Origin of the sequence: Paenibacillus sp. GD4 (assembly GCF_030846225.1) — a bacterium.
GTDB classification, from domain to species: domain Bacteria; phylum Bacillota; class Bacilli; order Paenibacillales; family NBRC-103111; genus Paenibacillus_G; species Paenibacillus_G silviterrae.
The window spans coordinates 3,453,057-3,473,590 of sequence record NZ_JAVCYK010000001.1 but is presented as its reverse complement, the minus strand read 5'-3'; the positions used below and the strand labels follow the sequence as shown (position 1 = coordinate 3,473,590).

Below are 20,534 nucleotides of genomic sequence, written 5' to 3'. Positions count from 1 at the left end.
ACATGAAGGACGACATTCAAACGTATGCTACCGATCAATGGACGGAGCAGGACCAAAAAACGAACGGTCAGCCAAAGCCCCAGGCAAAGCGCAGCATACCGCAAGCGAATACCGACAAATCCGGCGGTACTAAAGCGTAAGAACGCCATGAAGAAGGCCTATGCAGTGCGCCCGCATAGGCCTTTTTTACATCGACACGGAAGCTCCTGCGTTCCTCCCTGCCCGCTTCAGCATGCTATATGCCAATAGCGAGGTCACGCAGCCCAAAATACCGACCATTAGGAAGCCTGCCTCCAAGGAAAGCCAATCCCCCGCCAGCCCCATAATCAGCGGACCCCCGAACATCCCGAGGCCATAGATCGCTTGATAGAAACCCATAGCCGTCGCACGCTTGCCGGTATCCATATGCTTAATGCTCAGCGACATCAGCACCGGGGAAGTGAAGCCCCTGCCGAACCCGGCTAACGCCTGCGTTGCCATCAGCAGCTCCAGCGAGGAAGTAAAAGGAATCATGACGGTGAAGAGGCCGCTCATAATAAAGCCAAGAACAATCGTCCCCGTCTCCCCCAGCCGGCCGGCCAAATGTCTTCCGCCGAACCAAGCGGCGAGCGCTGTAGGGAATGTCGAGAAAAACGTCAGCAGCCCCATATCCAGCTTGGTCGCACCGAGCGACATAGCGTACACCGGCGTAAACCCGAACACGGTAGCGAAAGTAAGTACCTGAAATAAAATCGACAGGAACGACACGGTAAGCAAGGTGCGGTCCTTGGCAACCTCCAGCACGCCCTCGAACGTAATTTTTTGCGCTTGCCGATCGACCTTCTCAATAAGGAACAAAGCCCCGATGAATCCAGCCATCCCGACGGCCGCCCCGATGAGGAAGGAGGACTCCCAGCCGTAACGGTCCGCAAACCAACCTCCAAGCAGAATCCCGAGCATTTGGCCGAGTGAGTTATAGAAGGACAAGGTCCCCATCGCTTTCGTCGTTTCCTGCTTCTTGAAGTAGCTGGCGAACAAGATCGTGAAATCGACCCACGTCGCGGCTGCAGCGCCTGCGAGTGCACGAAGGATGAGAATCCAGGTCACCTCCTGCGTGACCAAGATGCCCAGGCCGGCCAGCACCGAGAACAGCATACCGAAAATGATAAATATTTTCCGTTTATGAAACCGGTCGGAGATGACACCAACAGGGATACGCAGCAGCATCTGGCTAAGCCCGTACATGCCCACAATGAAGCCGGCCGTCTGGTGCGAGGCGCCAAGGTATTCCACGTAAGCCGCCAGGATCGGTACACAGGTATACATCGAAAACCAAAACAGCAGCGTTACGGTGCAAAATAACGGGATGCGGTAATTCGTCTCCAATTTCTCCATGATCAGACCACTCCGTTCGTAAGGACGATATGTGTTCCTTTCATCATAGTGGATGCGGTCTGTTATGAGAAGATAGCTGCTAAAGATTTTGCAGTGCCCGTACGCATGGTATAATGAGGAGGAGCATTTTACATAGAAAGGGTGGACTTATCTTGGATTTCATACTGGAAACCATCGAAACGAAAATAGAGTTCTTCGAGGCCTACGACCTAAAGACGCTGGAGAGGAAAATCGAGGAGCAGATCAACAACAACAAAGCGCTGCTGCTGAATGTTCATGCCGTACAGCACCAGGTCACCTTCGACCCGAACGCCGGCAAAATGTTATATACGGCGTCGGTTCATTTTCGCGTAAAATAGCTTGCCTCGTTGTATACAAAAGTATACAATATAAATACATCTTATAAATGATGCATGCAGCGATCACGATGTCATAAGCTTAAACATACAGAGGTGCACCGATGCCCGAAACCTATCGAAAATCCAAGGTGGAGCATTACGTAGCCCGGCTCGCCTTGCGGAAGAACGCTCTGCGGAGGCAGCTCGAGCAAGAGGAATTTTCGGAGATGAAGGATTTTCTGAAGGGCCAGCTCTCCGCAATTGACTTGATTATTGATGAATTGAATGCGGAGTTCGCCCTCTGTGAAGCAGCGACTAAGGAAGAGGGGGAAAACTTGTGAGTATCGAACCTGTCTCGTTTCAACATCAAACGCATCCGCAGCATAGTCATTTAAAAACGGGAAAGCTGCTCCGACGGGGTGTCTTCATGACACTTGGCGCAGCGCTCGTATCCGTAGGCCTGGAAATTTTCCTTGTGCCGAACAACATTATTGACGGCGGCGTCGTAGGGATCTCGATTATTACCTCCGCCCTATCCTCAATGCCTCTGGGTCTCTTTCTATTCTTATTCAACCTTCCTTTCCTAATCCTCGGGTACAAGCAAATCGGCAAAACGTTCGCCTTATCTACGCTGTACTCGGTTCTGTTAATGTCCGTCGGAACCACCCTTCTGCACAGTGTGCCGCCTATAACTATAGATCCGCTGCTTGCCGCCGTGTTCGGAGGCATTATTCTCGGCATCGGAGTAGGCCTTGTCATCCGGTCCGGGGGCTCCTTGGACGGAACGGAGATCGTGGCCATCCTGTTCAGCAAGAAGAGCGCCTTCTCCGTGGGTGAGATCGTGATGTTCATTAACCTGTTCATCCTCGGCAGCGCAGGCTTCGTCTTCGGCTGGGACCGTGCAATGTACTCCCTGATCGCGTACTACATCGCCTTTAAGATGATCGATATCACGATCGAAGGCTTCGACGAGTCCAAGTCCGTATGGATTATCAGTGATAACAATAAAGAGATCGGAGACGCCATTCTCTCCCGTCTTGGCCGCGGCGTCACCTATCTGAACGGGGAAGGCGGCTTTACCGGCGGAGCCAAGCGCGTTATCTTCTGCGTCATCACCCGTCTGGAGGAAGCCAAGCTGAAAACCATCGTGGAGGAGCTGGATCCGTCGGCCTTCCTGGCCGTCGGTAATATCCACGATGTGAAGGGCGGCCGCTTCAAGAAGAAGGATATTCACTAGTCTTGGTAAACAAAGGACCCTATCAACCGCAGTTCGAGCGGCCGATAAGGTCCTTTTGTTGTTGTCGATTAGATTTCAATATCCACGACGATGCTGTCTTCCCGGCCAACCTCACGGATGAAGGCCGCCACGGCTTGGTGATGAGGGTTCGGGCCGTACGCCTCGAGCGCGGCGCGATCCTCGAAGCGAACGGATAACACCACCTGATAGCCTTGGTTTTTCGTGGAAAAGTTAATTCCCGCCTGCAAATCAACGATACCTGTCAGATGCTGGCGAAGCGCCTTGAAACGATCCACAACCTCCTGCAGCTGCTCCTGTGTCGTCTGTTCGCCGAATTTCACCAGTACAATGTGATCAATCATGATTCCTGCTTCCTCTCTTCTGCTCCAAGATAAGTAACACTATACCACGGAAAGCAGGTGAGAGGAAATCCCTGGGGAAGGGACACCCCGGGGTTAGGGTTCCCTTCGCGATGGGTGGAGACGCGTTATTTTTTCCTTCCGCCCTGCGCCTTCTTCTTCGCGGATCCCTTGCGCCGGCTGACCTGGGCTAACTCATCCTCTCTCTTGTTCCAGCCCTGATGGTAGTCGTACTTATCATGATGCTGGCCAAAATGTCCATGATGATGACCGTGATGACCGTGGTGTCCATGATGATGTCCGTACCACCCTGCTCCCTGCCCCCAATATGGAGGATAGTACATCGGCGGGTAAGGAAGCGGATAAAGCGGCGGTTTGTTGCCGTACCCGTACATTCCAACATCATACACATTGCCATAAGGGTTAAAAGCCATCGTTTACATCTCTCCTTTGGATCATCCGTTGCCATACCAATTTATGCATATAAAGGAAAGCTGGTGGCTTGCCTAAGCCGAATTGGGCGCTCTGCTATCGATTGGGTTCCCTGCATAAAAAGAAAATGATTCAACCCTTCCCTTAGGTCATCGTTTATACTGAACGGTAGAGGTGATTTTGACGTGAAAATCAATGAACTCGCAAAACGGCTCGGCCTTACGCCCCGGGCCATTCGCTTATATGAACAAAAAGGGCTGCTGAAGCCGCAGAGAAACGCGGATAACGGGTATCGCGACTATTCGGACCAAGACGCCTGGCGTCTGCAAACCGTCGCTTCTTTGCGTGAGCTGGGCCTCGGCCTGCAGCAAATTGTAGGGCTGCTTGATAAGCTGGACCGGGATGACCGCGCCGAGGTGCATCACTATCTGGAGCTGCAGAGAATGGCGTTCACCGCCAAATGGGTGGAGCTGAAGTACGCCATCTCCTGCTTGGATGAGCTGATTACGCGAACGGAGAACAAAGGCAGCCTGGCGCTGGAGGACCTATTTCAGCTTTCCGGCGAGGTGAAGAGGCTTCAATCGGCTCACGCCTCCTGGAAGGACCGCTGGCATTTCGATCAGCTTGCCGTGCGCTTCGACGAGGCGGCCGCACAGGTTGCTACCGGTTCAGCCGCAACTTCGGAGGAATATGAATCGGCGCTGGAGCTGATAGCGGAGTGGGTTTCTCCGCAGAGAGAGGAGAAGGGCCTCGATATCGGCACCGGGACGGGTAATTTGGCAGGGAAGCTGCTGCAGCGGGGAGCCGACATGGCAGCCGTCGATCAATCGAAGGAAATGCTCTCGCTTTGCCGCAAGAAGCATCCCCAGGTGGCTTGCAAGCTGGGCAACGCCCTCTCGCTTCCGTTTCTGGATCGGCAATTTCACTTCGCCGTCAGTGCATTCGCTCTACAGCATCTCGAGGAAGAACAGCAGCTGCTCGCTTTGGCCGAAATGGACCGCGTCTTGCGTTCAAACGGGCGAATCTGCCTTGCGGGACCGATGTACCTTACGGAAGCAGAGAAAGCAGCCTCCTCGCCGGACAAATACCCTTCCAGCCGCTCCCGGCTGACCGAGTGGCTTCAGCAGCATCATTATGTGACCATAGCCCACCGGATCAGCGAAGGGCTGCATGCCGTCTACGGCGTACGCAAGCATTGATTTCGCTTGACCTTGACGCAGCGTTAAGCCTTATCCTACTGGAGAACGTTACTATGCAGAAGGAGGCTGTAATTGCTTGCCGAACCATGATCTGATTTACCTTACTGAAGCGGAACGCTATGATCGGCTGATTGCCAGAATGGATCCGGGAGGCAACATTCCACGTGTGCTGCGTAAGCTTGTACCGCTGCCGGGGGAGCTGCAGATGCTCGATATGGGCGCGGGTACGGGAAGGCTCTCTTGCCTGTTGGCTCCGCTGGTGAAATCCATCCTGGCGACCGATGCTTCTCCACCGATGCTGGAAGTGGCCGCAGCGAGACTCACCGGCATGGGTTGGGCGAATTGGAAAACGCGATGCGGAAGTCATCTCTCCGTACCGGCGGAGGATCAATCCTTCGATCTGATTACGGCGGGATGGACCCTTTGTTACCTGACCTCCGCACGTGTTGAGGGCTGGGAAGCCCATCTGGAGCAAATCATGAAGGAAATTCACCGGCTTCTGCGCCCCGGCGGTACTGCCGTCATTTTTGAAAACTTCGGGACCGGTGCCGAGCTGCCCGACCCGCCTGACTTCCTGACACCTTACTATCGGCTGCTGGAAACGAAATATGGCTTCTCCCATGAGTGGATCCGGACCGATTATCATTTTGAATCTCAGGAGGAAGCTGAGGAGCTCACCCGTTTTTTCTTCGGCGAAGAGCTTGCGGAGAAGGTGCGGAAGGAGCGATGGCAGACGGTGCCGGAGTGCGCCGGGGTATGGTGGAAACGGCCAACGGTTGACTAACCGCGCAAAAGGACAAGTATGTATGGTATCCTTGATGCATAAACATGCAGTATACGACCAGATCATCCCCTTCCAAGGGAAAGGAGCATGCTGAGATGTCCCATCCGGACCACCCCCAAGATATTGTACAATACTACGTAGTCAACGAGGATCTGTCGATGTCACCCGGCAAAATCGCCGCCCAAGCCGCACATGCCGCCGTAACGATGACTCTTCATTATCTCCTGGGGGATACGAAGCATCATGTCCTCTTTCAAGCGTGGCTGAATGCCGGGCAGAAGAAGATCGTGCTCAAAGCAAACGAGCAGCAGCTTACCAAGCTAACCGAAGCAGGCTTCCTAGCCATACGCGATGCCGGGCATACGGAGATACCGGCGGGCTCCATGACCGTTGTCGTGCTGCCTCCGATGGAGAAAAGCGACGCCCGCCCACACGTTCAAGGGCTCAAGCTGCTGTAAGAAAAAAGACCCGGCGTCAGGACGCCGGGTCTTTTGCTTATGGATGCACGTGCGTGAGCGAGAAGAAGGTTGCCTTCACATAATCGGACTGATTGGAGGAGGTATCCGTATTGTTTTGATTGTACACGCCTGCTTTGAAGTAAAGATACTTGTCATTGTAACCGGAAGGAAGCGTGTAATTCAGAGTGGAGGTCGAACCGCCCTCCGGTGTCACCTTAACTGTCAGCTGCAGGCCTACCACCTTGATTTCGTAGCTCCATTTCTGTCCGAGCGCGATGCCGTTCGATGGATTCAGGCTGCTTGGGCCGCCGATGATATTGACCCACGTATTATTGCCGTTCAGATCCTCCGTACCGATATAAATAGCCCCTTTGCTGTCGGACGGGCGCTTATGGTAGTACAAGCGAACCGGCTCCGTACTCGGCCCATGAATTTGACCTACGATCACGCGTCCAACCTTACCGCTATCGCCCGTTGTCGATACGCGGTCCACCCGGAGCGTAGCGTTCATCGTCCCGTCCACCCCACCGGCTTGCGACTTGGTCGTAGACGAGGAAGTGGACGTCACCCAATTGTTGCCGAGCGATTGTGTGCCTGCGGACGGATTCAGCATCTCCCTAAGCTCCGAGCGGGTATAGCTGCTGTTAGTCGTCGTACTGCCGAGGTTCGGCGAGACGAACACCATACCGCCCGTCGTCGGGTCGGTATAGAACCAGTTTGCGTTCGTGTAGCCATTGCTCAGCGCAGAGGGCTGTATTTCCGAAGCGTCGGGGAGCGTAATTTTCCACTTCGTCAAATCAAAGTTGCCTGAAGGCGGCTTCGAGGGGTCCAGCGTGCCGGTCCCGGCGGACCCTCCACCCCAAGCCTCCACCTCCGTGAAGCTGTTCCAGCTGTTCGAGGTGTTGCCATGGCCGACGATTCTCACGTACCTCGCACTGACATCGGCAAAGTCGAACGTCTGCAAATTGTTATTCAGCGCATTGTTCGCTCCGCTCAGACGGGTGGTCCAGGTGGAATTATCCGAGGAGGTCTGGACATCGAAGGTGAAGGTTCTGGAGGAGCCGTTGTAGAATGCGATCTTCACAAAAGAGACCGTCTTGCTTGAGCCCAGATCCAGCTTCAGCCATGCGCCGTCCCCGTCGCCGGACCATCGGGTCGACAGGCTGCCGTCGATGGCTTGCGATGCGTCGCAGGTGCAGCGGGTATCGTAGGTGCTGGCTGACGCCGTAGCCGCGAGCTTCACCTCTCCCGCCGCGAAGCTCACACTTCCGAGTAACGAGCCGAATAACAGGAACATGCTTGTCAAGGACATACCCAGCTTGCCCGCCAATCGTGCTTTCATCATAAATCCCTCCTAGATTTTGATAAAGCTTCAGTTTTGCTTGGAGAACGGTCCTCCTTTCCAATTAGCAGTTGCGCTATAATGATAGCGCTTACTTATAAAATAACAATTTCTTAGATGATCCGCTTGTGTAAATCGTATGCCTTATTGGGATTTTTTGGGGTTGATCTGCCAAATTATTCTTGAATCCTCCATAGGTAAGCATTACACTACTTGTAGTTCTTTTATCATGTGAAGGAGTGACTTTCATGCCTTTAGTAGATATGCCTTTAGAGAAGCTGTACCAATATGAAGGCAGAAATCCGCGTCCCGCCGATTTCGATGAATATTGGGACCGGGCCATCAACGAAATGAAGGCGACAGACCCGCAGCTGGAGCTTGTGCCAAGCTCCTTTCAGGTTCCTTATGCGGAATGCTTCGACCTGTATTTCACCGGGGTTCGAGGCGCACGAATCCATGCCAAGTACGTTCGGCCCAAGCATGTTCAAGGGCCGCACCCGGCGCTTGTCCGTTTCCACGGCTATACAGGCCGCAGCGCCGATTGGACGGATCATTTAAGCTACGCCTCGCTCGGTTATTCGGTGCTGGCTATGGATTGCCGCGGACAAGCCGGGCTGTCCGAGGACACCACTGCCGTGAAGGGCACTACGCATCACGGCCATATTATTCGAGGCTTGGATGCAGGACCGGACGATCTGCTGTTTCGCCAGATTTTCTTGGACACGGCCCAGCTCGCCGGTATCGCAATGGAGCTGCCAGAAGTCGACCCGAACCGGGTCGGGGCCATGGGGGGGTCTCAAGGCGGAGGGCTGGCGCTCGCTTGTGCGTCGCTGGAGCCGCGCATTAAGCGCGTTGCTCCGGTATATCCGTTCCTCAGCGATTACAAGCGGGTATGGGAAATGGACCAGGCGAAGGATGCTTACCAGGAGCTGCGCACCTATTTCCGTAACTTTGACCCGCAGCATGAGCGTGAGGATGCCGTCTTCGAGCGTCTCGGCTACATTGATATCCAATACCTGGTGCCACGGATTCGCGGAGAGGTAATGATGGCTGTCGGACTGATGGATACGGTCTGTCCGCCTTCCACGCAATTCGCTGCTTACAATAAGATTCAAGCTCCGAAGTCCCTGGAGATTTATCCCGACTTCGCCCATGAGAATTTGCCGAACTTTAACGACAAGACGATTCAGTTCATGCTGAAGCTGTAAGGCGGACGCCGACTGCGTCCTTTACCCAAAGAAAAAGACCCGGCCTCGGCCAGGTCTTTTCCTGTATTCGGGTGTCTGAGCTGAAGCGGCTACACCGTAACCGATTTCCATGCACCCTTTTTGAACCGCGTATAAATGAAAATCGACCGCATAAACTGATCGGCCGCCGCCGCGAGCCACAGTCCTGCTACATCCCAGCCAAACCCGTACACGAAGATCAGGCTGAACAAGACCCGGAAGCCCCAGACGCCGATGAGCGTAGAGTACAAAGGGAACCTCGTATCCCCGGCCGCCCGCAGCGCCCCGCCCAGAATAAACTGCGTTGCCTGCGAGATTTGAATAAAGCCCATAATTCTAAGGGCAATGGCCCCTTTCTCGATGATGCCGGGGTCTGTCGTAAACGCCATCATGATATAAGGCGCAAACAGGATGAATCCTACGCCCAGTCCCCCCGCTACATACATGCCGAACTTCCTCACCTGCCAGCCGTACCGTTCGGCCAGCTCGGGCTTCTCGGCTCCTAACGCCTGACCGACCAGCGTGGAGGCGGCGATGGAGAACGCCATGCCGGGCATGAAGGTCATGCCGAAGATGGTGAAGGAGATCTGCGTCGAAGCCAAAGCGACGGTCCCGAGGCTGGCGGCGATTTTGATAAACGTCAGCATCCCTAGACGCATAATCACCTGCTCCAGCGATGTCGGCAGCCCGATTCGAACAATGCGGCCGATCACCTCTCGGTTCACCTGAAACACATTGGGCAGCGTGATGCGTACCGCAGACCTACCGCTAAACAGGACGATCATCACCCATACGAAGGAAACCGCCTGCGCGGTCAGCGACGCGACAGCCGCTCCGGTAACGCCCCATTGCGGGAAACCCGCCCAGCCGTAGATCAAAGGAAAGCCGAGCACCAGCACGATCAGATTGCCCGCTACGTTAATGCGCATCGGTGTCCGGGTATCTCCTGCCCCCCGGAGAATCGCCGACATCGTCGTCGTAATCATCGTAAAACCGGCCGAGAGAAACATCAGCCCGGCATAGTGGCGGCCCGCCTCCAACACGTTGGGGGTTGCACCCATGAGGACTAGGAGCTGCTCGGCAAACATGAAGCTGGTCAAGGACACGACCACGGCGCATATCCCATTCAGCAGCAATGCCTGCCCTGCCGCTTTATTCGCATCCGCGACCTTGCCGGCGCCAACCGAGCGGGCAACGATAACGGTCGTTCCGATATTTAATGCCATAAACAAAGACAAGATGAGCAGAAACGGCTGTGTCGTCAGACCGACCGCAGCAATCGATTCCGCCCCCAATCTGCCGACCATGACCATGTTCAGCATCTGCATAATGTTGATAAGGACCATTTCCACAAGGGCCGGACCGGCTAATTGGAAGATAGCCTGCCGTACTGCTTTACTATCATTCGGATCAATCAAGGTTAACGTGCCGGGTGCCGCTGACGCGCCTGCTTTCTCCATGCTGAAACCCTTCTTCCCTCGTAATCAACTTAACCGAGCACATTCACTTCATCGAAAATATGGACTATAATGCAGAAGAACGTTTCGTCATCTCCGCCATACAGCTATAGTAACTTGAACCGAAATATCAAACCATGGATTTCCTTACTCGGAATCATGGACAATATCGCTATGGAATACGCCGCAAAAAAAAGATACCGCCTCATAAATGAGCGGTACCTGATGTGAACCTTAACGGCATGTTATCCTTTTTTCGGCTTTGCTCCAGCCACTTCGGAGTCCTGGTTGTTGCCGGGCTGCGACTTTTTCCCATTATTGTTAGCATTGTCTCGAGACATGGGGATGGTACCTCCTTACTCTATACTTGCGATTCGCCCTTATATTGTTTCTCCCGTTTCCGGCTGATATTCGGGGCCTGCACTTTCTCAGGAATATACCCTATACGTTTGCCCCGTTTGTATGCCCTCGACACTTTTTCTATACGCCAATGCTACCCTGGATACAGGGACGGGGTCTACTCCCGGAAAATAGGGAGCGTACTTATCCATGGATTCCAGCACCACATTGGGGCTGACATTGTTGATTCGGATGCCCCGGGGCATTTCGTAGGCCGCCGATTCAACGAAAGCCCGGATGGCGCCTCCGGCCAGCGCAGAAGAAGCCCCTCCCGCTATCGGATCATCCATAATAACCCCCGTCGTGAGGGTAAAGCTGCCTCCCTCTTTCACATAGGGGAGTCCGAGCAGCACGAGATGGACCTGTCCCTTCAGCTTGCTTTCGATCGAAAGCTCATTTTTCTCCGGGGTAAGCTCAAGCAGCGGACCGAAGTGGGTAGCTCCCGCCGTGCTGATCACCGCATCCACCTGCCCTACCTCTTGGTACATGCGGCTGATGCTATCCGGAGAGGTGATGTCAACCGTTAGATCAGCACCACTGCGTCCTGCCGTAACGATCTCATGTCGCGAAGCCAACTCCCGTTGAACCGCACTCCCAATGGTTCCATTCGCTCCAACCAATAAAATTTTCACTTCTCAACCACTCCATTCCTTTGTATGTAGGCTTGCCTTCTCATCGATAAAGCGATCAGGCCTCCAATGATGGCGATTTCCCGAATCAATATACCCCATTAGGGTATATCCACCTAAACAAATATAATATACCCTATATGGGTATGTCAACCGGGGTGTTTTTTATAGACAAAAAAAGCCCTTGATCATCAAGGACTTCCTCTCCCCGTATTTACGCCGAGCAGCCTTCCGATTCCGTGCCTTCACGAACGTGCTGCAGTAATACGCCCCTCACCTGCTCCAGCTGCCTTTGGACGGACATGAGCTGATGAACGGTGCCCGGATGAATCCGGCTCCGCTCTACGAGACCTTTTAGATCCTTCAGCCTCCACATTGCCTCGCACAAGCTTTCCTCTACTTCCAGTAAGCTCGCATTCATCTGCTTCTCTTCCTCCTCCGTATTGTCTATATATAGTGTACACAACCGTCCTTGGAAAACGAAGATAGGAAAATCAAGCATAAATACCTGCGATTTTCTTTACGTTTTTACTAGGCGATTTTCATGGTAAAATAAGCCATGCATTTATCATCATGCAGTTTAGGTGGAGGAGATCAATGCACGTAGGGGAAAGAATCCGATTCATTCGCACTCTGAAGAAAATGAATCAAATCGAAGCATCCCATGGCATCTGTTCGAATACGTATTTCAGCAAAATGGAAAATCATTACGTCAAGCCGGGGGAATCGTTATTGATTCCGATCGCAGAGCGTTTGGGCATTGATGCCGGCTTACTGCTCTCCGATGTTATCTATGATGAGAACAGGGTAAACGAGATCGCGGAGTTGTTCTGGAGGACGGGACGGCTCGGGAATAATGAGCTTCTTTATTTCACCATCGTTTCAAGGGAGTCCCTGCCTACCGGACAGCTGGTCAAGGTATTCGGCGTTTTAATGCGGCACTATGTGAATCTTTGCCTGGCTGATCTTGCCCATAAGGAGCAGGCCCGGGAGCTGTTCGAGCTGTCGGAGGCGATCCTGCCTAAGCTGCAGGGGGATCAATTTTATCCCGATTATTTCAACTATATGCTTGCCTGCAGCTCGTATCATGCCGATATCGCCTTAGACCACGTAAATTCCTATAAGTACATGGCGATCCTGGAACGACGAATGGACGCTTACACCGAGCTGGACAAAGCACGGCTCCACTATAACATCTCCCTGGTGCTCGATAAGATTCTTGAGGAAAAATCTATCGCACTGGCCTACTCCGCCAAGGCTTATGATTATTTCAAGGAAACGAAGGACACTCATCGATTCATTATGGTGATGCTGGCAAGAGGCATCCAGTTCCACAAGGTCGGCATGCTGGACGATTCACTGAAAATGTTCACTGAAGCGGAACAGCTTGTTGACGATAAGAATGCAGCGACATTTGCCCCCATTATCGAATTCAATCTCGGGATTATCTATGAGCTTCAGCAGCGGCACGACCAGGCCATCGAAAAGTTTCGGAAGTGTCTCCTCATGCATGAGCGGCGGCCGAACCAACAGGTGTACTGCTATCGAAGAATCGCGCAGAATGCTTTGAAGCTGAAGAGCTGGCCTTTGCTTGAAGAATGTCTCTTGGGAGGAATGGCCTTGGCCGAGGAGCTTGGCATGATGCAGGATTATTTGGAGATGACCTATCTCCGCAATCAATATTGGTTCATGAAACAGGACCTTGTTAAGTATGAAAAGGAAATGAAACGACTCGTTGATAGCAGCCTTCATCATGAGAAATTCACTCTATGCAGACAGTATGCCGACGAGCTCGGACAATATTATTACGACCGGAATGCTTACAAGAAGGCGGCTGAATTGTTCAAGATCGCCAACGACGCAGCTAAGCGGTATCGCCAATTCCGGCTGGAGCTCGGCATGTGACTTGGACAGCTCCCCTCCTCTTGCAGGAAGGGGAGTTTTTTAATTCGGTACTCTCAGCTAACGCTCAGCCTGCTCTCATCTTCGTTTCAGTTGTATGCTTCATAATGATCCTATCAGCAAGTTTTTTTGAAAGCTCACAGGAGGAATACAAGATGGCAGATCATAAATGGATAAAATGGGTCGTCGGCTTATCCAGCGTCGCCGTGTTTACGGGCTTGGTAGGGTTGAACGCAGGCCATTCGTCGCCGTCCGGACAGACCGCTGCAGCCGCAACTTCCGGTTCCGCTTCAAGAAGCGGAACCGGAAGTACACTTAGCCCCTCTTCGGAACAGAGCAATCGGAGCAGCGGCAGCAGCACCGCACCGGCAGCTCCCGGCAATCGGCAGCTGGAACGCGGGCAGTCTCAGCAGGATTCCTCCGCCGCGGCACAGCCAAGGACGCAGAATCGGATGAGAACCCACGCGTCATAAAAAGGAGGCGCAGCTTATGCATCAATTTCATGCAATGAACACAAGGATTGTCACCATAGGACTTCCTGAAAGCGCCGAACTGGAAACGGAGCATTGGTTTTCCCTCGTTGAATGCAGCCTGAGCCGGTTTCGAGAGGACAGTGAGCTGTCCAAGCTTAACCGCTCCGAAGGACGCCCGTTTCTGGCGACACCTCTTCTCTATGAGGTGCTCTCCGCCGCTCATCAGTATTATGTTGAAACGAAAGGACTGTTCAACCCCTATATGGGCAATCAGCTGCGTACGCTGGGGTACTCCGGTTCCTTTGAGCAAGTAGACGGCATCGCTCCCGCCGCTTGTACAGTAATCCCCCCCGCCCCGGTACCCGCCCGCTTCGATGCCGGGATGCAAAGCATCGTGCTGGCCAAGCAAGCCTCCGTAGATCTCGGCGGGTTCGCCAAGGGGTGGTGTGCTCATCAGCAGTCCCTTAGACTCCAACGCGATGGCATTTCTTCCGGAGCCATCGGAGCCGGAGGCGATATCGCCTACTGGGGGCATCCGGAGGATGCATGGGAGCTAGGCATTGCCAGCCCGTGGGACAGCCGCGAGGACCTGCTCACTCTGCAGCTTCGGGGGACTATGGGGATTGCTACGAGCAGCACAGCCAAAAGACGCTGGAGCGATAAGGCGGGGAGGGTTCATCATCATATACTCGATCCCCGCAGTGGCGAATCGGTCAAGTCCGACCTGCTCCAGGCTACCGTATTCGCACCGACCCTTGTCGAAGCGGAGATTTATGCCAAATGCGTGCTCATTCTAGGAGCCGATGCCGGTATCCGCTGGCTAACGGAACGGCATCCTTCTTGTGCAGTAATTGCCGTGACCCCGGGAGGCTCTCTTCTTAGCGGGGGAAGCTTGTCTCACTATACCATGGAAGGAGAGATCCGACTTGAGCTCATTTCTTAGCGCCTTCAGCGTATGGTCGACGACCCGCGCTGCAGGCATTACCTCCTATTTGTTTTTATTTCTGTCAACGGCCGCCGGAATCGTCATGAGTCTTCGGGCGCTTTCGGGTCGTGCCAAGGCAGCCCTGCTGGTTGTACACCAGTCATGCGGCTGGTTCGGCTTTCTCTTCGGGGGGCTTCATGGAGCCGTGCTCCTGTTCGACCAGTATGTCGGCTATTCGCCTTTGGATTTGCTGATCCCCTTCACCGCCTATTCTCACCCGGTTCTAAACGGACTGGGCACGATCGGCTTCTATATTTCCTTCGTACTGATTTTATCGTCAGACCTCATGAAGCAGCTGGGTCGGAACGTGTGGCGGACGATTCACTTTATGGCGTTTCCCGGGTTTATCGTAAGCCTGCTGCACGGCTTGCTCATCGGCACCGATTCCCTTCAATCCTGGGCCATATTTATGTACATCGCCACCGGGGCTATCATCATGCTGCTTACCGTACTCCGTTTCACCGGACTCAGGCAGGAGATGAGGAAGCCGTATTCGGCCGTATAAATAGGAAATCCCCCGCCTGCGTGCTCTTGCAGCACACGGGCGGGGGATGTTTCTGATCCCGTCCTTCGTCTATTTCCATATGACCTTCTCGCCGTAGTCCTTGCCCCAGCTGTACATCAATTGCAGAATCGGCATCAAGCTCTCCCCGTAGGCCGTAAGCGAATATTCCACCTTTGGCGGCACCTCGGCATATACCTTGCGTTCGACCAGCAGATCCTCCTCGAGCTCTCGCAGCTGATTAGTAAGCATTTTTTGCGTAATGGAGGGAATCAGTCTCTTCAGCTCACTGAACCGCTTGGTACCCTCGAGTCCCAAATGCCAAAGGATGATCAGCTTCCACTTTCCCCCGATCACCGCAAGCGTTAGTTCCTTCTCACAATTAATTTCCTTGAGATTGATTCGTTCCTTCAGCTCACTTGCCATATATTCCGCCTCCCTGACCTCGCTTTATATCCAATAGTATCCCAGGAGTAACTACACCACTTTGAAGTGCGTACTTCCACAAATATTCGTTACGTTTTAGAATAAACCATGCTAAGCGTTATGACAATCTGAACTTGATAAGGAGCTGGGATCAATGAAGCTGCAATTGGCGTTGGATCTGGTAAATATACCTCAGGCGAAAGAGCTTGTGAAGGAAGTTGAGGCTTATGTGGACATCGTGGAGATCGGCACACCGGTTGTGATCAACGAGGGACTCCGGGCGGTCAAAGAAATCAAAGAAGCGTTCCCGAACCTGCAGGTGCTTGCAGACCTGAAGATTATGGATGCAGGCGGCTACGAGGTCATGAAGGCGTCCGAGGCAGGAGCGGATATCATTACCGTGCTTGGTGTATCGGATGATTCCACGATCCTGGGGGCGGTGCAGGAAGCTCGAAAGCAAAACAAGAAAATTATGGTTGACATGATCAATGTGAAAAATATGGAGGAGCGCGCCCAAGAAATCGATGCGCTGGGCGTTGATTACATTTGTGTACACTCCGGCTACGATCATCAGGCAGCCGGGAAAAACTCCTTCGAGGAGCTGTCGGCCATCAAGCGCGTGGTGAAACAGGCGAAAACCGCCATTGCCGGCGGCATAAAGCTGGACACCTTACCGGAAGTCATTCAAGCGAAGCCGGATCTCGTCATCGTCGGCGGCGGCATCACCAGCCAGACAGACAAGCGGGCGGTTGCAGCTGAAATGCAGCGTTTGGTAAAGCAGGCCTAGGGATGGCGCAGCTGATGAAAGATACCTACATGGAGCAGATTGCCGGGGAGCTTCAACGCACCCTGCAGCTTATCCCCGAGGATCATGTGAAGCAGCTGGCTGATAAGCTTCTGCAAGCCGAGCGGGTCTTCGTAGCCGGCAGCGGACGGTCCGGTCTCATGATGCGGGCCTTTGCCATGAGGCTGATGCATTTGGGGTTGACCGTTTATGTTGTCGGCGAGACGGTCACTCCTGGGATTGCTGCCGAAGACTTACTGGTGATCGGCTCCGGCTCGGGAGAGACCAAGAGCCTCGCGTCGATGGCCGGCAAGGCAAAGAATGTGGGAGCGGATATCGCCCTGGTCACCATCGTACCGGAATCAACCATCGGGCAGCTGGCCCATGTCGTCGTTCCGGTACCGGCCGCCACGAAGGATTCCAACGATGAACGGTCTTCCGTCCAACCGATGGGCTCGCTGTTCGAGCAAAGCCTGCTGCTCATTCTGGATGCCATCATTCTTAGAATCATGGCTGCAACGAAACTGGATGGGCCTGCCATGTTCGGCAGACATGCCAATCTGGAATAAAAGCAAAAAAGGAGCTGATCTCCAGGCCGAAGCATACGGCGGCATGGAGACAGCTCCTTTTTTTTTGCAATCTCAGGCTCAGGATGACATGTTTACTTATTGTCTTATGATGAGGATGTCGCTAGGAGGTCTGCTCGTTCTTTGAATTTGGGAAATTTCAGAGTTGGTCAGGTTCCGTCCTACCAGAATCAACGAAGATGTGACATTGTTGAAGTTAAAGCTGCTTAAGTTCGCCACGCTTTGGCTGCCACGGTACACACGGAACGAGCCTTGAAAGTTTATTCGCGAGAACAATACAAGCGTTACTTCCGAGCGCTGCACAACATTTCTGAGCCGGAAGCTCGAGAGAACGTTGTCGAACCGAAATGCACCCAGGTCACGAACAGCAACTCCTCCGCGTCTGAAGAGGATTCGGCGACCGGAAAAATTGTTGCCGGACCAAAGAGCAAGACGTATATCACTGTTTGCCATCTATATCACTCCTTTCTCTCAGGATGATATAGAGTATTAAGGGCATCGGAGAACGGTAAATGACAAATAGAGCTGTTAAAAAGCTTGTTTTTCGGATTCCTTAGGCATACATAAGATAAATTCATGAACTTCTGACCAAAATAGGTGTAAAGATATACGTAAAGGAGGATTTTCATGGAATACAGAATCGAAAAGGATACCTTTGGCGAGATCCAGGTGCCAGCGAACAAGCTGTGGGGAGCTCAGACACAGAGGAGCAGTCAAAATTTCAAGATCGGCACCGAAACGATGCCGCCGGAGCTGATTAAAGCTTTTGCCATAGTTAAAAAGAGTGCTGCGCTGACGAATCAAAAGTTAGGCACATTGGATGATGATAAAGCGGAGGCGATTATAAAAGCAGCGGAGGAAGTGATACAAGGCCGGCTTAACGAGCATTTCCCCCTAATTGTTTGGCAGACCGGCAGCGGTACACAGACCAATATGAATGTGAATGAGGTCGTTGCGAACCGGGCCAATCAACTATTGGCGCAATCGGGCATTCCAAAACGCGTCCATCCCAATGATGATGTCAATCAGTCGCAAAGCTCCAATGATACGTTTCCTACCGCAATGCATATTGCCGGCGTCGCCGCCGTTGAGGATCAAGTATTACCCGCGTTGAATAAGCTAAAAGAAACACTTTCCAGGAAGGTACAAGAATATACGGATATTATAAAAATCGGCCGCACGCATCTTCAGGATGCAACCCCTTTAACATTGGGACAAGAAGTGAGCGGTTGGCATCGGATGCTGGAAAAAAGCGAACGCATGCTAAAGGAAAGCATCGAGTCCATGAAAGAGCTTGCCATCGGCGGTACGGCTGTAGGCACCGGCATTAACGCCCATCCGAAGTTCGGACCGATGGCCGCTGAACAGATTAGTTACATTACCGGGAAGACATTCGTTTCCGCTTCGAATAAATTTCACGCGTTAACAAGTCATGACGAGATGGTTTATGTTCACGGTGCGTTAAAGGCTCTCGCCGCCGACCTGATGAAAATCGCCAACGATGTGCGTTGGCTCGCGAGCGGTCCCCGCTGCGGCATCGGTGAGATTCACATTCCGGAGAATGAACCGGGAAGCTCCATTATGCCGGGAAAGGTGAACCCTACCCAAAGCGAAGCGCTGACAATGGTCGCCTGCCAAGTGATGGGCAACGACGCCGCCATCGGGTTTGCCGCAAGCCAAGGTAACTTTGAGCTGAACGTGTTTAAACCCGTCATCATTTATAATTTTCTGCAATCCTCACGGCTGCTGGCCGACGCGATGCTTTCCTTTAACGATAAATGTGCCGTCGGAATCTCGCCGAACCTTCCTGTGATCAAGCGGAATGTAGAAAGATCCCTCATGTTAGTTACCGCTCTAAATCCTCATATCGGCTATGAGAAAGCGGCGTCGATTGCAAAACTAGCCCATAAGAATGATATGACCTTAAAGGAAGCGGCTTTACATTTAGGCTTGTTAACGGAGGAACAATTCGATGCCATCGTCAGGCCGGAGACCATGGTTCATCCGGAAGCATGACTTCACTTCGAGCTCCGAGGTATTGAAAAAGAAAGACCTTTAAATGGGTCTATTACAAAGATCAAGGTGCGGTATGCTTTCACAGTGAATGTAATGAGTAAGAGCAAATAAGAAAATACTTTCTTTAGTGTAATAACCCACTGGGAAGAAAACTCCTCATTTTCTGTTCGTTCCATCTCGATCAGAGTCTTGACAATGGAGGCTAGGATGTTGGGAGCTGCCTTGAAAAAAAATAAGTACACAAATGCTTGTAAGATTATATCTTTCAACGGTTTCACCTCCTTTCAAGTAAAAAAAGCACGCTTAGAGCCCCATAAAGGCTTAAGCGTGCTTCGCTTTTTTCATATTAGATTACATCCAATATATCATAGTACCCCGCCTGCAATCAAATAACTTTAGGCCAGCCTTTGCGCTTTGCTCATTTCCACACACATGAGAATAAAGGCACCTGCGCCGTGCAGATCATTCTCGCTGGTAGGGCGGGCAATATAGTGGGCGTAGTCACCGATGCCCGTGCCGATGCAGATGTTGCCGATGACCACATGGCCGTTCTCATCGAACTTTAATGTGTCAATCACGCCTTGATAGCCCTTCCAGGCATATTCCAGATACTTCGCATCCAGATAGCCGAAGCGTACGGCCTTCGCTATGGCGTGAACGTAAAGGGACGTACAGGAATTTTCCAGCCAGTTGTCCGGCTGATCTCCTTTGTCGACCACCTGGTACCATAAGCCGGTTTCGGCATCCTGGAATGTAGGCAGGGCGATCAGCAGGTCCTGAAGAATGCTTACCAGCTTAGGCTTATCCTTATGATCCTCAGGCAAGTATTCAAACATTTCCAGCAGAGCGACAGGGAACCAGCCGATCGCACGGCCCCAGAACTCCGGAGCGAGGCCCGTTACGGGGTCAGCCCATTTCGCCTGCTTGGTTTCATCCCAGCCGTGATACAGCAAGCCGGTCTTCGGATCCTTCGTATGCTTCTCCATCAGAATCGCCTGGTAAGCCATCATGTCGAAATATTCGCTTTCCCCGAAGGTCTTGCCATACATGACGGCAATCGGCCCGGCCATATACAACAAGTCCAGCCACATTTGATTCGGATAACGATCCTTATGCCAGAACCCGCCTGATGGGTTCGTTTTCCATGATTTAAACAGGGGAACTAGCGTGTGCAGGGCTTTGGTATACCTCTCGTCTCCCGTTTGCTCATACAAGTTAAAAAGGAGCACGCCCGGCTGAATATCATCGAATTCACCGGGGTTATACTTCTTGATGCTGCCATCCTCGAGCACCTGGCTGTCCACCCAGCGCTTGATATAATCATAATATTTATTGTTCTTGGTCTCGCGCCAGGTTTTCTCCATACCGGACAAAAAGACCCCTTGATGATAATGGAACCTGTCCGGCGGAAGGTTTTCCGGCTCGAACTTGTACATCAATGCTTCACATGCCTTCTCCGCCCACTGAAGGGGAGTCCGTTCTCCTTGCAATGTCTTCTGGGCATTTGTTTCCGAAGAATTCATCGTACTTATCCTCCTTAACGTATTCTATACCTATACTATCACAACAATATGTACATTATTTGCAAAAAATCATGATTTCTTCTTATTTCTTGCGCATCATGT

Annotated in this window: 25 protein-coding genes; 15 read left to right on the top strand and 10 right to left on the bottom strand. The window is 52.5% G+C overall.

Annotation, left to right across the window (positions count from 1 at the left end):
* The first annotated feature begins 2 nt into the window (after window positions 1-2).
* A complete protein-coding gene (locus tag RAC89_RS16835) occupies window positions 3-140 on the top strand; it encodes a hypothetical protein (RefSeq protein ID WP_284644590.1) in 138 nt (45 codons plus the stop codon).
* 46 nt (window positions 141-186) lie between these two features.
* On the opposite strand, the gene RAC89_RS16830 is transcribed toward RAC89_RS16835, so the two are convergent.
* Complete coding sequence (locus tag RAC89_RS16830) at window positions 187-1,374, bottom strand: MFS transporter (protein WP_306614852.1); 1,188 nt, start codon at window positions 1,372-1,374, stop codon at window positions 187-189.
* A gap of 152 nt (window positions 1,375-1,526) precedes the next feature.
* On the opposite strand from RAC89_RS16830, the gene RAC89_RS16825 reads away from it, so the two are divergent.
* The 3 genes from RAC89_RS16825 (at window position 1,527) to RAC89_RS16815 (ending at window position 2,949) form a co-directional block, all read left to right on the top strand.
* Window positions 1,527-1,733: a YrzA family protein gene (locus RAC89_RS16825; protein WP_306614851.1), complete on the top strand. Its 207-nt coding sequence runs from the start codon at window positions 1,527-1,529 to the stop codon at window positions 1,731-1,733.
* Window positions 1,734-1,834: 101 nt separating this feature from the next.
* The gene (locus RAC89_RS16820) at window positions 1,835-2,053 is read left to right on the top strand and encodes a hypothetical protein (RefSeq protein WP_306614849.1); all 219 of its coding nucleotides are present in this window, start codon (window positions 1,835-1,837) and stop codon (window positions 2,051-2,053) included.
* An 86-nt stretch (window positions 2,054-2,139) separates the two neighbouring features.
* Window positions 2,140-2,949 carry a YitT family protein gene (locus tag RAC89_RS16815; protein WP_306616114.1) on the top strand — a complete coding sequence of 270 codons (810 nt, stop codon included), beginning with the start codon at window positions 2,140-2,142 and terminating at the stop codon, window positions 2,947-2,949.
* A gap of 68 nt (window positions 2,950-3,017) precedes the next feature.
* On the opposite strand, the gene RAC89_RS16810 is transcribed toward RAC89_RS16815, so the two are convergent.
* Window positions 3,018-3,311 carry a Dabb family protein gene (locus tag RAC89_RS16810; protein WP_284644580.1) on the bottom strand — a complete coding sequence of 98 codons (294 nt, stop codon included), beginning with the start codon at window positions 3,309-3,311 and terminating at the stop codon, window positions 3,018-3,020.
* A gap of 125 nt (window positions 3,312-3,436) precedes the next feature.
* Complete coding sequence (locus tag RAC89_RS16805) at window positions 3,437-3,742, bottom strand: hypothetical protein (RefSeq protein ID WP_306614847.1); 306 nt, start codon at window positions 3,740-3,742, stop codon at window positions 3,437-3,439.
* Window positions 3,743-3,925: 183 nt separating this feature from the next.
* On the opposite strand from RAC89_RS16805, the gene RAC89_RS16800 reads away from it, so the two are divergent.
* The 3 genes from RAC89_RS16800 (at window position 3,926) to RAC89_RS16790 (ending at window position 6,181) form a co-directional block, all read left to right on the top strand.
* Entirely contained in the window at window positions 3,926-4,939 is a 1,014-nt protein-coding gene (locus RAC89_RS16800) for a MerR family transcriptional regulator (RefSeq protein ID WP_306614846.1), read from the top strand.
* A gap of 76 nt (window positions 4,940-5,015) precedes the next feature.
* Window positions 5,016-5,723, top strand: a complete 708-nt coding sequence (locus RAC89_RS16795; RefSeq protein WP_306614845.1) for a class I SAM-dependent methyltransferase — start codon at window positions 5,016-5,018, stop codon at window positions 5,721-5,723.
* Window positions 5,724-5,818: 95 nt separating this feature from the next.
* Entirely contained in the window at window positions 5,819-6,181 is a 363-nt protein-coding gene (locus tag RAC89_RS16790) for an aminoacyl-tRNA hydrolase (protein WP_306614844.1), read from the top strand.
* A 37-nt stretch (window positions 6,182-6,218) separates the two neighbouring features.
* On the opposite strand, the gene RAC89_RS16785 is transcribed toward RAC89_RS16790, so the two are convergent.
* A complete protein-coding gene (locus RAC89_RS16785) occupies window positions 6,219-7,526 on the bottom strand; it encodes a polysaccharide lyase family 7 protein (protein WP_306614843.1) in 1,308 nt (435 codons plus the stop codon).
* 245 nt (window positions 7,527-7,771) lie between these two features.
* Here RAC89_RS16785 and RAC89_RS16780 point away from each other — a divergent pair, with 245 nt between their 5' ends.
* Complete coding sequence (locus RAC89_RS16780) at window positions 7,772-8,731, top strand: acetylxylan esterase (RefSeq protein ID WP_306614841.1); 960 nt, start codon at window positions 7,772-7,774, stop codon at window positions 8,729-8,731.
* A gap of 89 nt (window positions 8,732-8,820) precedes the next feature.
* On the opposite strand, the gene RAC89_RS16775 is transcribed toward RAC89_RS16780, so the two are convergent.
* From RAC89_RS16775 to RAC89_RS16765, 3 genes are all read right to left on the bottom strand, one after another.
* Entirely contained in the window at window positions 8,821-10,209 is a 1,389-nt protein-coding gene (locus RAC89_RS16775) for an MATE family efflux transporter (protein WP_306614839.1), read from the bottom strand.
* Between the two features lie 425 nt (window positions 10,210-10,634).
* Window positions 10,635-11,237, bottom strand: a complete 603-nt coding sequence (locus RAC89_RS16770) for a short chain dehydrogenase (protein ID WP_306614837.1) — start codon at window positions 11,235-11,237, stop codon at window positions 10,635-10,637.
* Window positions 11,238-11,448: 211 nt separating this feature from the next.
* Window positions 11,449-11,655: a hypothetical protein gene (locus RAC89_RS16765; protein ID WP_306614835.1), complete on the bottom strand. Its 207-nt coding sequence runs from the start codon at window positions 11,653-11,655 to the stop codon at window positions 11,449-11,451.
* Between the two features lie 221 nt (window positions 11,656-11,876).
* Between RAC89_RS16765 and RAC89_RS16760 the strand changes: the two genes are divergently transcribed.
* The 4 genes from RAC89_RS16760 to RAC89_RS16745 all read left to right on the top strand — a co-directional run bounded on the left by RAC89_RS16760 (window position 11,877) and on the right by RAC89_RS16745 (window position 15,099).
* On the top strand, window positions 11,877-13,139 hold the full coding sequence (locus RAC89_RS16760; RefSeq protein ID WP_306614833.1) for a tetratricopeptide repeat protein: 1,263 nt from the start codon (window positions 11,877-11,879) through the stop codon (window positions 13,137-13,139).
* 152 nt (window positions 13,140-13,291) lie between these two features.
* Complete coding sequence (locus tag RAC89_RS16755; RefSeq protein WP_306614831.1) at window positions 13,292-13,609, top strand: hypothetical protein; 318 nt, start codon at window positions 13,292-13,294, stop codon at window positions 13,607-13,609.
* 16 nt (window positions 13,610-13,625) lie between these two features.
* Window positions 13,626-14,552: an FAD:protein FMN transferase gene (locus tag RAC89_RS16750; protein ID WP_306614829.1), complete on the top strand. Its 927-nt coding sequence runs from the start codon at window positions 13,626-13,628 to the stop codon at window positions 14,550-14,552.
* Entirely contained in the window at window positions 14,536-15,099 is a 564-nt protein-coding gene (locus RAC89_RS16745; protein ID WP_306614827.1) for a ferric reductase-like transmembrane domain-containing protein, read from the top strand. The genes RAC89_RS16750 and RAC89_RS16745 overlap by 17 nt, the downstream gene beginning before the upstream one ends.
* Window positions 15,100-15,168: 69 nt before the next feature.
* Here the strand turns inward: RAC89_RS16745 and RAC89_RS16740 are convergent, their stop codons facing one another.
* Window positions 15,169-15,522, bottom strand: coding sequence for a winged helix-turn-helix transcriptional regulator (locus tag RAC89_RS16740; RefSeq protein ID WP_284644557.1), 354 nt, complete (start codon window positions 15,520-15,522; stop codon window positions 15,169-15,171).
* A gap of 154 nt (window positions 15,523-15,676) precedes the next feature.
* Here RAC89_RS16740 and hxlA point away from each other — a divergent pair, with 154 nt between their 5' ends.
* The gene (gene hxlA / locus RAC89_RS16735; protein WP_284644555.1) at window positions 15,677-16,309 is read left to right on the top strand and encodes a 3-hexulose-6-phosphate synthase; all 633 of its coding nucleotides are present in this window, start codon (window positions 15,677-15,679) and stop codon (window positions 16,307-16,309) included.
* Between the two features lie 2 nt (window positions 16,310-16,311).
* Complete coding sequence (gene hxlB / locus RAC89_RS16730; protein ID WP_306614824.1) at window positions 16,312-16,875, top strand: 6-phospho-3-hexuloisomerase; 564 nt, start codon at window positions 16,312-16,314, stop codon at window positions 16,873-16,875.
* A 96-nt stretch (window positions 16,876-16,971) separates the two neighbouring features.
* Here hxlB and RAC89_RS16725 read toward each other — a convergent pair whose 3' ends face one another.
* Window positions 16,972-17,346 carry a hypothetical protein gene (locus RAC89_RS16725; protein ID WP_284644551.1) on the bottom strand — a complete coding sequence of 125 codons (375 nt, stop codon included), beginning with the start codon at window positions 17,344-17,346 and terminating at the stop codon, window positions 16,972-16,974.
* A 174-nt stretch (window positions 17,347-17,520) separates the two neighbouring features.
* On the opposite strand from RAC89_RS16725, the gene fumC reads away from it, so the two are divergent.
* Window positions 17,521-18,909 carry a class II fumarate hydratase gene (gene fumC, locus RAC89_RS16720; RefSeq protein WP_306614821.1) on the top strand — a complete coding sequence of 463 codons (1,389 nt, stop codon included), beginning with the start codon at window positions 17,521-17,523 and terminating at the stop codon, window positions 18,907-18,909.
* 395 nt (window positions 18,910-19,304) lie between these two features.
* Here the strand turns inward: fumC and RAC89_RS16715 are convergent, their stop codons facing one another.
* Window positions 19,305-20,432, bottom strand: a complete 1,128-nt coding sequence (locus RAC89_RS16715; protein ID WP_306614820.1) for a glycoside hydrolase family 88/105 protein — start codon at window positions 20,430-20,432, stop codon at window positions 19,305-19,307.
* Window positions 20,433-20,534 lie beyond the last annotated feature (102 nt).

Coding starts and splice junctions, on each gene's coding strand:
- RAC89_RS16785 (WP_306614843.1), bottom strand. CDS start 7,526: ATGATGAAAGCACGATTGGCGGGCAAGCTGGGTATGTCCTTGACAAGC.
- hxlA (WP_284644555.1), top strand. CDS start 15,677: ATGAAGCTGCAATTGGCGTTGGATCTGGTAAATATACCTCAGGCGAAA.
- RAC89_RS16810 (WP_284644580.1), bottom strand. CDS start 3,311: ATGATTGATCACATTGTACTGGTGAAATTCGGCGAACAGACGACACAG.
- RAC89_RS16750 (WP_306614829.1), top strand. CDS start 13,626: ATGCATCAATTTCATGCAATGAACACAAGGATTGTCACCATAGGACTT.
- RAC89_RS16775 (WP_306614839.1), bottom strand. CDS start 10,209: ATGGAGAAAGCAGGCGCGTCAGCGGCACCCGGCACGTTAACCTTGATT.
- RAC89_RS16820 (WP_306614849.1), top strand. CDS start 1,835: ATGCCCGAAACCTATCGAAAATCCAAGGTGGAGCATTACGTAGCCCGG.
- RAC89_RS16790 (WP_306614844.1), top strand. CDS start 5,819: ATGTCCCATCCGGACCACCCCCAAGATATTGTACAATACTACGTAGTC.
- RAC89_RS16725 (WP_284644551.1), bottom strand. CDS start 17,346: ATGGCAAACAGTGATATACGTCTTGCTCTTTGGTCCGGCAACAATTTT.
- hxlB (WP_306614824.1), top strand. CDS start 16,312: ATGGCGCAGCTGATGAAAGATACCTACATGGAGCAGATTGCCGGGGAG.
- RAC89_RS16760 (WP_306614833.1), top strand. CDS start 11,877: ATGAATCAAATCGAAGCATCCCATGGCATCTGTTCGAATACGTATTTC.
- RAC89_RS16815 (WP_306616114.1), top strand. CDS start 2,140: ATGACACTTGGCGCAGCGCTCGTATCCGTAGGCCTGGAAATTTTCCTT.
- RAC89_RS16765 (WP_306614835.1), bottom strand. CDS start 11,655: ATGAATGCGAGCTTACTGGAAGTAGAGGAAAGCTTGTGCGAGGCAATG.
- RAC89_RS16835 (WP_284644590.1), top strand. CDS start 3: ATGAAGGACGACATTCAAACGTATGCTACCGATCAATGGACGGAGCAG.
- RAC89_RS16805 (WP_306614847.1), bottom strand. CDS start 3,742: ATGGCTTTTAACCCTTATGGCAATGTGTATGATGTTGGAATGTACGGG.
- RAC89_RS16715 (WP_306614820.1), bottom strand. CDS start 20,432: ATGAATTCTTCGGAAACAAATGCCCAGAAGACATTGCAAGGAGAACGG.
- RAC89_RS16780 (WP_306614841.1), top strand. CDS start 7,772: ATGCCTTTAGTAGATATGCCTTTAGAGAAGCTGTACCAATATGAAGGC.
- RAC89_RS16755 (WP_306614831.1), top strand. CDS start 13,292: ATGGCAGATCATAAATGGATAAAATGGGTCGTCGGCTTATCCAGCGTC.
- RAC89_RS16740 (WP_284644557.1), bottom strand. CDS start 15,522: ATGGCAAGTGAGCTGAAGGAACGAATCAATCTCAAGGAAATTAATTGT.
- fumC (WP_306614821.1), top strand. CDS start 17,521: ATGGAATACAGAATCGAAAAGGATACCTTTGGCGAGATCCAGGTGCCA.
- RAC89_RS16830 (WP_306614852.1), bottom strand. CDS start 1,374: ATGGAGAAATTGGAGACGAATTACCGCATCCCGTTATTTTGCACCGTA.